Source organism: Polaribacter sp. Z014, assembly GCF_023555435.1.
Classification (GTDB): domain Bacteria; phylum Bacteroidota; class Bacteroidia; order Flavobacteriales; family Flavobacteriaceae; genus Polaribacter.
The window spans coordinates 259,849-272,524 of record NZ_JALCZP010000003.1; the positions used below are offsets into that span (position 1 = coordinate 259,849).

Below are 12,676 nucleotides of genomic sequence, written 5' to 3' on the forward strand. Positions count from 1 at the left end.
TAATTTTATCAAAAAAAGACGGCTAATTAATGAGCCGTCTTTTTTTTGTTAAAAAATAAGTAGTAACTATATAATTTCAAGCAAATTAATCTTATGTTTTAACTTGAAAAAAAGTAAATTTGCATTTTTACAACTATACGCAAATAAAACACTATAATGATTCATTTCTTTGGAAATATAGACAGCAAAATATTCGCTGTTCAAACAACAAAAAAGTTAACCGCTACAACAGTTTCTAAATTGACTTGGTTATTCGCCAATCAACCAAAAATAGAAGAAACATCAATCGATGCTTTTTTTGTTGGCCCAAGAGCTGCAATGATTACTCCTTGGAGTACAAATGCAGTAGAAATCACTCAGAATATGGGTATTTCAGACATCATAAGAATTGAAGAATTTACTGTATCTACAGAAGAATTTACCGATTTTGACCCAATGATTTCTGAAAAGTTCAATGGTTTACATCAAGATTCATTTACCATTGAAATTCAGCCAGAAGCAATTTTAGATATTGAAGATATTGCTGCTTACAATGCACAAGAAGGATTGTCTTTAAGTGATGAGGAAGTTGAATATTTAGAAGGTGTTGCTACTAAAATAGGAAGAAAATTAACAGATTCTGAAGTTTTTGGTTTTAGCCAAGTAAACTCAGAACACTGTAGACATAAAATATTTGGAGGTACTTTTATTATTGACGGAGTAGAACAACCTACTTCTTTATTTAATATGATAAAAGAAACGTCTAAACAATTTCCTAACGATATTGTTTCTGCATATAAAGATAATGTTGCCTTTGTAAAAGGTCCTAAAGTGGAACAATTTGCGCCTAAAACGGCGGATAAACCAGATTTTTATCAAACACAAGATTTTGAATCTGTAATATCATTAAAAGCAGAAACACACAATTTCCCTACAACTGTAGAGCCTTTTAACGGAGCTGCAACAGGTTCTGGTGGAGAAATTAGAGATAGATTGGCTGGTGGAAAAGGTTCTTTACCTTTAGCAGGAACAGCTGTATATATGACTTCGTATTCTCGTTTAGAAGCTTCTATAGATTCAGTTAAAAATACAAGATATTGGGAAAATAAATTTGAAGCTAGAGATTGGTTATACCAAACTCCAATGGATATTTTAATAAAAGCATCAAACGGAGCGTCAGATTTTGGAAACAAATTCGGACAACCTTTAATTACAGGTTCTGTTTTAACTTTTGAACACGAAGAAAATTCTTCTGTAAGTGATTCACCTGCAAGAAAATTAGGTTTCGATAAAGTAATCATGCAAGCTGGTGGAATTGGATACGGAAAAGCAGACCAAGCTTTAAAGGACACTCCAAAAGAAGGTGATAAAATTGTAATTCTTGGTGGTGAAAACTACAGAATTGGAATGGGAGGAGCTGCCGTTTCATCTGCAGATACTGGAGCATTAGATTCAGGAATTGAATTAAACGCGGTACAACGTTCTAACCCAGAAATGCAAAAACGTGCTGCAAATGCAGTTCGTGGAATGGTAGAAAGTGAAGAAAACTTTATTGTTTCTATTCACGATCATGGAGCTGGTGGACATTTAAATTGTTTATCAGAATTAGTAGAAGATACAGGTGGTAAAATCGATTTAGATGCTTTACCTGTTGGAGACCCTACTTTATCAGCAAAAGAAATTATTGGTAACGAATCTCAAGAAAGAATGGGATTAGTAATTGCTGAGGAACATTTAGAAACTTTACACAAAATTGCAGATAGAGAACGTTCTCCTATTTACGATGTTGGTGTAGTTACAGGTGATGATCGTTTTACTTTTGAGTCTAAATCTACAGGTGTAAAACCAATGGACTTAGCTTTAGAAGATATGTTTGGTTCTTCTCCAAAAACTGTTTTAACAGATAAAACGGTTATCAGAAAATATAAAAATCCACGTTATAAAACCAAGAATTTAGAAATCTATTTAAAACAAGTTTTACAGTTAGAAGCTGTGGCTTGTAAAGATTGGTTAACAAATAAAGTAGACCGTTGTGTTGGTGGTAAAGTTGCCAAACAACAATGTGTTGGTCCGTTACAAATTCCGTTAAACAACGTTGGCGTAATGGCCTTAGATTATAAAGGAAAAGAAGGTGTTGCTACTTCAATTGGGCACTCTCCTATTTCTGCATTAATTAGTCCGGAAGCTGGATCTAGAAATGCCATCACAGAATCTTTAACCAACTTAATTTGGGCACCATTAAAAGACAACTTAAAAAGTGTTTCACTTTCTGCAAACTGGATGTGGCCTTGTAAAAACGAAGGAGAAGATGCTCGTTTATACAAAGCTGTAAAAGCGGTTTCAGAATTTTCTATTGGTTTAGGAATCAATGTTCCTACCGGAAAAGATTCTTTATCAATGAAACAAAAATATACCGATGGTGAAGTGATTGCGCCAGGAACTGTAATTATATCTGCAGCAGGAAACTGTAATGCGATTACTAAAGTTGTAGAACCTCTTTTACAAGTTGATGGTGGAAATATCTATTATATCAATATTTCTCAAGACGAATTTAAATTAGGTGGAAGTTCATTCAACCAAACTTTAAATGCCATCGGAAATGAAGCGCCAGATGTTACAAACGTTGCGTATGTAAAAACTGTTTTTAACACGATTCAAGATTTAATTAAAGCGGATAAAATTACTGCAGGACACGATGTTGCTTCTGGTGGATTAATTACTACTTTATTAGAAATGTGTTTTGCTGATGTAAATTTAGGAGCAGACTTTAACATCTCTTCTTTAAATGAAGAAGATGCTATAAAAGTATTATTCTCAGAAAATTCAGGTATTGTTTTTCAAGCAGATGCTTCTGTAGACAGTATTTTATCAAAAAATAATATTGAATTTTTCAATATTGGTTCTGCAAACAATTCAGGAACAGTTACAATTAAAAACAACGAAGATAATTTCTCTTTTGATGTTACAGAAATGAGAGATGTTTGGTATAGAACTTCTTTCTTATTAGATCAAAAACAAACGGCTAATAATTTAGCTCAAGACCGTTTTGATAATTATAAAAATCAGCCTTTAACGTATAAATTCCCAGAGAGCTTTACTGGTAAACTTCCTAAAGTTGGAAAAGACAAACCTAAAGCGGCAATTATCCGTGAAAAAGGTTCTAACTCAGAACGTGAAATGGCAAATGCTATGTATTTAGCTGGTTTTGATGTAAAAGATGTACACATGACAGATTTAATTTCTGGTCGTGAAACGTTAGAAGATATTCAGTTTATTGGTGCCGTTGGTGGTTTCTCTAATTCTGATGTTTTAGGTTCTGCAAAAGGTTGGGCAGGAGCATTTAAATACAATGAAAAAGCAAATACAACTTTAAAGAATTTCTTTGAAAGAGAAGATACTTTATCTGTTGGTATATGTAATGGTGCTCAATTATGGATGGAATTAGAATTGATTAATCCTGAACATAAAGTTCATGGAAAATTAGGTCATAATGATTCTCAGAAGCACGAAAGTTCTTTTACTTCTGTAAAAATTCAAGAAAACAATTCAGTAATGTTATCTAGTTTAGCAGGAACTGAATTAGGTGTTTGGATTTCTCATGGAGAAGGAAAATTTAACTTACCAGAATCTGAAGAAAACTATAATATTGTTGCCAAGTATGGTTACGCAGGATACCCGAATAACCCAAATGGATCTGATTTTAACACAGCAATGATGTGTGATAAGTCTGGAAGACATTTAGTAACAATGCCTCACATTGAGCGTTCTACTTTTCAATGGAATTGGGCAAATTATCCAACAAATAGAAAAGATGAAGTTACACCTTGGTTAGAAGCATTTGTAAATGCTAAAAACTGGTTAACGAAATAATTTCTCAAAAAAAGTATATCTAAAAGGGCTTTTTTCAAAGCCCTTTTTTTGGCTCTAATAATCAATCAAATAGATTATTTAATACGTAAAATGAAAGTTCCAGAAAAATATTATTTCATCATTGAATTAGGAAAAGCACTACATATATACGGTATTCCTTCCTATAAAATTCAATCGTACCTTACAGAAGTAGCCAAGACACAAGGCATTACAGGTAGTTTTATGGATTCTCCAACATGGATAAATTATGTTTTTTATGAAGATGAAAATTCTTATAATTATATAGAATGTATTCCTCCGGGATCATTAAATTTAGGAGCTTTTTCTAGAATAGCAGAATTGACCAATAAGGTTATTGATTTAAAAATTGACAATGATTCCATAAGTAATGAATTGACAATAATTCACTCTAAAACCAAAATTGTAAATCATTTACATTTAACTTTAGCATACGCTTTCTCTGCGGGTTGTTTTAGCATTATGATTGGTACCAATTGGATCTCTTTTATATTTTCATTATTACTTGGTGCATTTATATACCTTTTAGTGTATTTATCAACAAAATCTAAATATTTAGAAAATGTTTTTGAATCATTAAGTGCTTTACTAGTAACTATTATTTGTTGTGCTTTATCTTTAATTTTTCCTAACTTTAATTTAGGTTTAACCATATTGGCTTCTATTATTATTTTTATTCCAGGTTTAGCTATTACAACGGCCTTAGAAGAAATAACATCTAAAAGTTTAGTTTCTGGTGGAGCAAAATTATTCGATTCAATTCTTTTATTATTTAAACAATTTTTTGGAGTAATACTAGGCATCTCCTTAATGACCTCTATCGTTGATATTGATTTAACCTATCATGTTTCCGAAATGCCAAAATGGACCATATTTTTGGCCATTCCTATATTTTCAATTACTCTTTTACCCATATTTCAAGTTCGAAAAAAAAATATGCTATTTGGAGCGATTACAGGTATTACAGCCTTTTTTATAACTGTTTTATTATCTGGATACGGAGTATTGATAAGTACTTTTATTGGAACTTTAGCAGTAGTAGGAATTAGCCGTTTATTTGGTCTGATTTCAAAAACTCCAAAAACAGTCTATTTAATTCAAGGTATTATTATGCTTGTACCAGGAAGTAAATCTTTTATGGGCTTAAGTAATTCCTTTTTTAACCCATCTACAACCACGGGATCTGTAAATTTATTTGAGCAAGTTACTTTTATTCTTATGGGAATCATTGGCGGACTGCTTTTTGCAGGTACATTTAGAGAAAGAAGTCCCAAAAAATAAGGGGCTATAAACCCCTATTTTTTTTTATCAGAAAAAGTAAATTTATCTAAGTCCTTAAAGCATTCAGCAGCTTTAAGGCTAAAAACGACTACTCGTAATCTTTCATTTCTGCATCATAAAAAGCACCTGCTTTATCCATTAGGTCGGCTAATTCTGTTGCAATATCCTCTTCACTTTCCCCTGTTAAATCTTCAAACCATTCTATTTCATCATCTTTTAAATTGATTAAAAAACGAGGAAATTCTGTATGTAATACAAAAATATCATCCGGAAAGTTACTGTTATCTGCTAATAAAAATTTAGGTAAAGTCATTTTTTATGTTTTTTTTTAAGCAAGGTGTTTAACCCCTTGTATTCTAAAGAAGTTTAGCCCCCTTATATTGTTTTTAATAAATCTTGTTTGCCCTTTATCAACTTTAAAGTTAACGAATTAAAACGGATAAATAATAAAATGGATGCTGTTGTTAAACCTGCTAACAAACCTAACCAAATACCAAAACTACCGTACATTTCTTCACTTCCCAAATAATAAGAAACCGGAAAACCAACCACCCAATAGGAAATAAAAGTTAGAATTGTAGGTATTTTAACATCTTGCAAGCCACGTAAAGCTCCTAAAAACACTACTTGAATACTATCTGAAATTTGAAAAAAGGCTGCGACTAACAATAAGTTTGAAGCAATTGAAACTACCTCCATATTATCGGCATAGTTTGCAGAATCTTTTAGGTCTACATATATATTTGGTAGGCTATTACGAAAAATAAAGAATAATAAAGCAAAGAACACAGCCAATAACACACCTAATAAAAAGATTGAGAAAGCAATTCTACGAAGCTCCTTATAATTTTGTAATCCTTTCTGATTCCCAACTCTTACCATAGAAGCAACACTTAAACCGGTTGCAACCATAAATGTCATAGAAGATAAATTTAACGCAATTTGATTTGCTGCTTGCGGGTTTTTACCCAACATACCACTTAACCAAACTGCTGCAGTAAAAATAGCAACTTCAAAAAGCATTTGCATAGCACTTAAAGAACCTAAATTGACAATTTTTTTTATCGCAAAAATATCTAAAACAAAGAATTTTATATTTTTTACAATTTGCGCTGATCTTTCTTTATAACGGAGCAATAACCACAAGTATAAAACCATTACAACTCTAGAAATTAATGTACCATAAGCTGCACCAACAATACCCATTTCTGGAAAACCAAATTTACCAAAAATTAATAAATAGTTTAAAACTACATTTATTACATTTGCTATTAAGGTTGCATACATTGGATATTTTGTCATAGACATTCCATCACTAAATTGCTTAATTGCTTGAAAAATAACCAAAGGAATTAATGAAAATGCTACTAAATCTAAATACGGAATTGCCAATTCCACTACCTCTTCTGGCTGTTTCATTAAATACATTATCGGCTTAGAAAAGAAAACGCCCAAGAAAAGTACAATACCTAATGTTGTACATAAAAACAATCCACTTTTATAGATAGACCTTGCTTGTTCTAAATTATCTGAAGAATCTGCCTCTGCTATTAAAGGTGTAATAGCTGTAGAAAAACCAATACCAATAGACATGGCTATAAACATAAAACTATTCCCTAAAGAAACCGCCGCTAATTCTGCTGTTCCCATTTGGCCAACCATAATATTATCAACAAAACTCACAAAAGTATGTCCTAACATACCTAACATTACAGGTGCTGCAAGTTTCCAGTTGTATTTAAATTCTGAAGTGTATTGGGTAATATTCAAGATAATTTCTAATTTTTAAGATTGCAAAGATAAGTATTAAAGCAAGATGATTATATCTTGAAGTTATCCATTTTCTGATAAAGTTTTATAAATAAAAAATGTTACTTTTGATGTTCTAAAAAAACATACAAAAATGGCAAATATCACATTAAAAGGAAACGCAATAAATACAATTGGTAATTTACCAAAAGTGGGTACTAAAGCTACTGATTTTAAACTAACTGCTGTAGATTTATCTCAAAAAAGCTTATCAGATTTTGCTGGTAAAAAAGTGATTTTAAATATTTTTCCAAGTGTAGACACTGGTACTTGCGCTACCTCTGTTAGAGAATTTAATAAAAAAGCAGCCGATTTAAAAAATACTGTTGTTTTATGTATCTCTAAAGATTTACCATTTGCTCAAGCTCGTTTTTGTGGTGCAGAAGGTATTGATAATGTAGTAATGTTGTCTGATTTTGCTGATGGAAACTTTGGAAAATCTTACGAATTAGAAATAGCAAATGGACCTTTAGCACATTTACATTCTAGAGCAATTGTTATTGTTGATGAAAACGGAAATGTAGTGTATACAGAACAAGTTTCTGAGATTGTTGATGAACCTAATTATACAGCTGCTTTAAACGCAATTTAATTTATGAAAAATCCTAATGATAGCTTTTTAAGAGGAAGACTTCGCAGTTTTAAATTTGCATTGAGAGGAATGTGGCTTTTAATAACAACGGAAGACAGCATAAAAGCACAACTTTTTATTGCCGGAATTGCTACTGTTTTAGGATTTTATTTTAATATTTCTAGTATAGAATGGATGTTTCAAATTATAGTAATTGGCCTCATTTTAGTGGCTGAAGCTTTAAATACCGCTATCGAAAAAGTGGCAGACTTTGTGCATCCAGATTATCATGAAAAAATAGGCTTTATAAAAGATATCGCTGCAGGCGCACCCAGTTTTGCAGCTTTTACCTCATTAATTATTGCAGGCTTTATATACATACCTAAAATAGCTTTATTATTTTAGGTAAAACTTATATTTACTGCTAAAATAGACCAAAAATTATTAATGGCTAAAAGGAAAACAAGTACCAAAACACCCCTAAATTCTACGGAAAAAACTCCGAGTATTTTTGCCTTTTTTAAAACAAGACAGGCTAAAACAATTCTAGGATCTTTTTTAATTTTATTCTCGGCTTTTCTATGCATTGCTTTTATTTCTTTTTTCTTTAATTGGCAAGAAGATCAAAGTACACTTACAGAGTTGGCAGATAAAACGGTTAGAAGTAAAAATTTATTAGGTAAAATTGGCGCAAATTTAAGTAACTTTTTTATTTATAAAGGTTTCGGAATTGCGGCTTTTATCATTGCTTTTCAAATACTTTTAACTGGTTCGTATATCCTTATTAAAAAGAAGTTTGCTGCCATAATTATTTCTTGGAATTGGGGTTTAATCGCTATGTTATGGATTTCTGTAACACTTGGTTTTGTAAAAAGCAATTACGCTCTTTTATCTGGTGTAGTTGGTTTTGAAATTAATAGTTATTTAAAAGCCTTTATAGGCAATACAGGTTTGGTAATACTTTTAACCTTCTTTTTAATTACTTATTTAGTAATACGTTATAAAGTAACTTTTGATAAATATATAGAAGATTTAAAAAAGAAAAGAGAAGAAAGAGAAATAAGAAGAGAGCAAGAGGCTATTTTAAGTGAAACAGAAACAGAAGAAATCGCACCTGTTAAAACAGTAGAAAACACAGAGACTATCTCCTTAAAAACAGATAAAAAAGAAAAATCTGTGGTAGAATTATCACTAGAAAAACAACAACCAACTATTACCAAATACTCAGATGTAACCGCTAAAAAAGAAGAAATTTCTTTAAAGGTTGATAAAGCTACGGGTCCTATATTAAAAACAGAAATTCCTGTAGAAGAAGAACAAGAAGTAGAAATGGATGTAGAGATTGATGTAGCTATTGGCAGAGACGAAGAACATTCTACAGAAAATTTATCTAATCAATTGGTAAAGGATTTTGGTGAGTTTGACCCTACTCTAGAATTAGGTAATTTCAAATTCCCGACTTTTAATCTTTTAAAACAATACAACGAATCTATTTCTATAGATCCAGAAGAATTAGAAGCTAATAAAGATAGAATTGTAGAAACTTTAAAGAACTACAAAATTGGTATTGCAGAAATTAAGGCAACTGTTGGGCCAACCATTACCTTATATGAAATTGTACCAGAAGCCGGAATTAGAATTTCTAAAATTAAAAATTTAGAAGACGACATTGCGCTTTCTTTATCTGCTTTAGGAATTAGAATTATTGCGCCTATTCCTGGTAAAGGAACTATTGGTATAGAAGTACCTAATAAAAAATCGACCATCGTTTCTATGCATTCTGTAATTTCATCAAAGAAATTTCAAGAATCTACCATGGAGTTACCAATTGCTTTGGGTAAAACCATTTCTAATGAAACCTTTGTAGTAGATTTAGCTAAAATGCCTCACCTTTTAATGGCTGGAGCAACCGGACAGGGTAAATCTGTTGGATTAAATGCGGTTTTAACATCACTTTTATATAAAAAACACCCTGCAGAAGTTAAATTTATTTTAGTAGATCCAAAGAAAGTAGAACTTACTTTATTTAATAAAATAGAGCGCCATTATTTAGCAAAATTGCCAGATGTAGAAGATGCAATTATTACCGATACCACAAAAGTGGTGCATACTTTAAATTCGCTTTGTATAGAAATGGACAATCGTTACGACTTGCTAAAAGCTGCAATGGTTCGTAATATTAAAGAATACAATGTTAAGTTTAAACAACGTAAATTAAACCCTAATGATGGGCATCAATATTTACCCTATATTGTTTTGGTTATTGATGAATTTGCAGATTTAATTATGACTGCAGGTAAGGAAGTAGAAACTCCAATTGCACGTTTAGCTCAGTTGGCTAGAGCCATTGGTATTCATTTAATTGTAGCAACACAAAGACCGTCTGTAAATGTAATTACCGGTATTATTAAGGCCAACTTCCCTGCAAGAATTGCTTTTAGAGTTACCTCTAAAATAGATTCTAGAACCATTTTAGATGCTGGTGGAGCTGATCAATTAATAGGTCGTGGAGATTTATTATATACAGCAGGTAACAACCTTAACAGAATTCAATGTGCCTTTGTAGATACACCAGAAGTTGAAAAAATTACAGATTTTATTGGGTCTCAAAAAGCATATGCAGAAGCCTACCAATTACCAGAATATGTAGATGATGAAAGTGGCACGAGTCTTGATATAGATATAGCCGATAGAGATAAACTCTTTAAAGATGCTGCCGAAATTATTGTGACAGCACAACAAGGATCTGCATCTCTATTACAACGAAAATTAAAATTAGGATATAATAGAGCTGGTAGGTTAATAGATCAATTAGAAGCTGCCGGTATTGTTGGTGGTTTTGAAGGAAGTAAAGCCAGACAAGTTTTAGTGCCAGATTTTATAGCTTTAGAGCAATTATTAGAAAACGAAAAGAACCAATAGCCTCTCGACAACAATCGAGATGACAAGAAATAAAATTATGAAAAAAATAGGAGTATTATTTTTAAGTTTATTTTTAACTACCATTACTTTTTCTCAAAATGCAGAAAAAGCAAAATCTCTTTTAGATGAAGTTTCTGCCACAATGGGAGCTTATAAAAACATGTCTATTAGCTTTAGTCAAACATTAAGTAATGAAGATGCAGGCATTATGGAAGGTGATGAACCACCAATTAGAGGACAAATAACCTTAGAAGGAGAAAAATATAGTCTAAATTACTTAGGAAATCAATTTATTTTTGATGGTAAAAAACTGTATGTCATCAATAATGATGAAAAAGAAATTTCAATTACAGATGGCGATATGAGTGGAGATGATGGTTTTATTTATCCTTCTAAATTATTAACTTTTTACAAAGAAGGTTATAATTTTGAAATGGGAGATTTAAAGAACTTAAACGGCAGAAAAATACAATTAGTTACCTTAAACCCAATAGATAGTGATTCTGATATTGTAAAGGTAGAATTGGCTATAGATGCAAAAACAAAGCATATTTATAAGTTAATCCAGACAGGTAGCAATACTTCTAAAACTACATTTACCATTACAGAATTTAAAAGCAATCAAACACTATCTAATAGTTTTTTCTCTGTTGATGAAGAAAAATACAAAAAGCTAAATTTTTCAATAGATTAATAATTGTCCAATTAACAGAAAATTAGTAGCTTCTTTCATCATAAGAAACTACTTTTGCCGAGATGAAAATTTTAGATAGATACATCCTAAAAACATTTTTAGTTCCTTTTGTAGCTACATTTCTAATTGTGCTTTTTGTTTTGGTGATGCAAGTTTTATGGCAAACCTTCGAAAACATTGCAGGTAAAGGAATTAGTGTCCCTTTTATCTTAAAATTCTTATATTACTCTACCTTAATTATTACACCACAAGCATTGCCTATTGGCGTGCTATTATCTTCTATAATGGCATTGGGTAATTTAGGTGAAAATTACGAGTTTGCAGCAGCAAAATCTGCAGGTATTTCTTTACAACGTTTGGTAAGACCTTTGGTAGTTTTAACATTGATTCTTAGTGGTGTTAACTTCTTATTTTTAAATAACATTTACCCTTACGCAGTCTTAAAACAAAAAAATTTATATTTAAATATAAAAAAGAAACAACCTGCTTTGGCATTAGTTCCAGGGAGTTTTAATAGTGATTTACCTGGCTTTCAAATTAAATTTGATGAAAAGCATGATGAAGAAGGTAAGAATGGAACAGAAGTAAGTTTATTAAAGAAAGTATTAATCTACGATTTAACAGCAGGAAAAGGAAACCAAAAAGTTATTACCGCAGAAAGTGGTAAAATTATTTCTGAAGAAGGAAGCCGTTATATGACCTTAGTGTTATACGATGGCTACTATTATGAAGAACATGTAAAATCTGCCAAAACCAACTTGCAAAGAAAAAAGATGGCAGCCTCTAATGCTACCTTTAAAGAATATGAATTTAACATTGATATTTCTTCTGTAACAGGAGATAATGATTTAGACAAAACAAATCATACAAAAAACTTTATGATGCTAAGTTTAAATCAATTAGGAGATACCATTCCAGATTTAAAAGCAAGTTATGATGAAGTGCTTCTTTTAAAATCTAAAAACCTATATGCTGCAACCACTGCTAGAGATTTATACAACTATCCAGACTCTTTAAAAACAGCAAACATTAACATAGATATTATAGAAAACTTTGATTTAAAATCTAAAATTAATATTCTAAATTCTGCCACAACAAAGACGGAACGAGCAATAAGTTCTATAAAAAACAATATGACTTCCATTAAGTACAAAAGAAAAAATTTAAATTTCTTTGATACAGAATACTATAACAGAATTGCATTTTCGTTATCCTGTTTAATTCTATTTTTTATAGGAGCCCCATTAGGTTCTATTATTAGAAAAGGAGGTTTTGGTATGCCTATGATCTTGGCTATCGCTATTTATGTAACCTATTTCTTTAGTAATACATTTGGTAAAAACTTAGCCGAAGAAAGTTCTATTTCATCCTTTTTGGGATCTTGGATAGCAGCTTTTATAATGATTCCAATAGGAATTCTTTTAACAAGAAGAGCAACAAAAGACAAAGGAATTTTTAATGTAGATGCCTTTACGCAACCCATTATTAATTTCTTTAAAAAAATATTTTCAAAAAAAGAAGCATAACTAATT

At 31.1% G+C, this 12,676-nt stretch carries 9 protein-coding genes; 7 read left to right on the top strand and 2 right to left on the bottom strand.

The features are described from left to right. Nucleotides 1-156 precede the first annotated feature (156 nt). Both purL and MPF19_RS06360 read left to right on the top strand, forming a co-directional pair. Complete coding sequence (gene purL / locus MPF19_RS06355) at nucleotides 157-3,849, top strand: phosphoribosylformylglycinamidine synthase (protein WP_249987290.1); 3,693 nt, start codon at nucleotides 157-159, stop codon at nucleotides 3,847-3,849. A 48-nt stretch (nucleotides 3,850-3,897) separates the two neighbouring features. After that, complete coding sequence (locus MPF19_RS06360) at nucleotides 3,898-5,148, top strand: threonine/serine exporter family protein (RefSeq protein ID WP_249987292.1); 1,251 nt, start codon at nucleotides 3,898-3,900, stop codon at nucleotides 5,146-5,148. A gap of 88 nt (nucleotides 5,149-5,236) precedes the next feature. Here the strand turns inward: MPF19_RS06360 and MPF19_RS06365 are convergent, their stop codons facing one another. Together MPF19_RS06365 and MPF19_RS06370 are read right to left on the bottom strand one after the other, a co-directional pair. After that, nucleotides 5,237-5,461, bottom strand: a complete 225-nt coding sequence (locus MPF19_RS06365) for a DUF8828 family protein (protein WP_203393554.1) — start codon at nucleotides 5,459-5,461, stop codon at nucleotides 5,237-5,239. Between the two features lie 62 nt (nucleotides 5,462-5,523). Beyond that, complete coding sequence (locus MPF19_RS06370; RefSeq protein WP_203393555.1) at nucleotides 5,524-6,918, bottom strand: MATE family efflux transporter; 1,395 nt, start codon at nucleotides 6,916-6,918, stop codon at nucleotides 5,524-5,526. Between the two features lie 133 nt (nucleotides 6,919-7,051). Here MPF19_RS06370 and tpx point away from each other — a divergent pair, with 133 nt between their 5' ends. From tpx to MPF19_RS06395, 5 genes are all read left to right on the top strand, one after another. Next, nucleotides 7,052-7,549 carry a thiol peroxidase gene (gene tpx / locus MPF19_RS06375; RefSeq protein WP_203393556.1) on the top strand — a complete coding sequence of 166 codons (498 nt, stop codon included), beginning with the start codon at nucleotides 7,052-7,054 and terminating at the stop codon, nucleotides 7,547-7,549. 3 nt (nucleotides 7,550-7,552) lie between these two features. Then, on the top strand, nucleotides 7,553-7,933 hold the full coding sequence (locus tag MPF19_RS06380; RefSeq protein WP_203393557.1) for a diacylglycerol kinase family protein: 381 nt from the start codon (nucleotides 7,553-7,555) through the stop codon (nucleotides 7,931-7,933). A 42-nt stretch (nucleotides 7,934-7,975) separates the two neighbouring features. Next, nucleotides 7,976-10,450, top strand: a complete 2,475-nt coding sequence (locus MPF19_RS06385; RefSeq protein WP_249987293.1) for an FtsK/SpoIIIE family DNA translocase — start codon at nucleotides 7,976-7,978, stop codon at nucleotides 10,448-10,450. A 37-nt stretch (nucleotides 10,451-10,487) separates the two neighbouring features. Further along, complete coding sequence (gene lolA1 / locus MPF19_RS06390; RefSeq protein WP_249987295.1) at nucleotides 10,488-11,144, top strand: outer membrane lipoprotein periplasmic chaperone LolA1; 657 nt, start codon at nucleotides 10,488-10,490, stop codon at nucleotides 11,142-11,144. Nucleotides 11,145-11,206: 62 nt separating this feature from the next. Next, nucleotides 11,207-12,670 (top strand): LptF/LptG family permease, encoded by a 1,464-nt coding sequence (locus tag MPF19_RS06395; RefSeq protein WP_203393560.1) that lies wholly within the window; start codon nucleotides 11,207-11,209, stop codon nucleotides 12,668-12,670. The last annotated feature ends 6 nt before the right edge of the window (nucleotides 12,671-12,676 follow it).

What these genes read in the sequence shown, in the direction of transcription:
- purL (WP_249987290.1), top strand. Translation starts at nt 157, where the DNA reads ATGATTCATTTCTTTGGAAATATAGACAGCAAAATATTCGCTGTTCAA.
- MPF19_RS06385 (WP_249987293.1), top strand. Translation starts at nt 7,976, where the DNA reads ATGGCTAAAAGGAAAACAAGTACCAAAACACCCCTAAATTCTACGGAA.
- MPF19_RS06395 (WP_203393560.1), top strand. Translation starts at nt 11,207, where the DNA reads ATGAAAATTTTAGATAGATACATCCTAAAAACATTTTTAGTTCCTTTT.
- MPF19_RS06380 (WP_203393557.1), top strand. Translation starts at nt 7,553, where the DNA reads ATGAAAAATCCTAATGATAGCTTTTTAAGAGGAAGACTTCGCAGTTTT.
- lolA1 (WP_249987295.1), top strand. Translation starts at nt 10,488, where the DNA reads ATGAAAAAAATAGGAGTATTATTTTTAAGTTTATTTTTAACTACCATT.
- tpx (WP_203393556.1), top strand. Translation starts at nt 7,052, where the DNA reads ATGGCAAATATCACATTAAAAGGAAACGCAATAAATACAATTGGTAAT.
- MPF19_RS06365 (WP_203393554.1), bottom strand. Translation starts at nt 5,461, where the DNA reads ATGACTTTACCTAAATTTTTATTAGCAGATAACAGTAACTTTCCGGAT.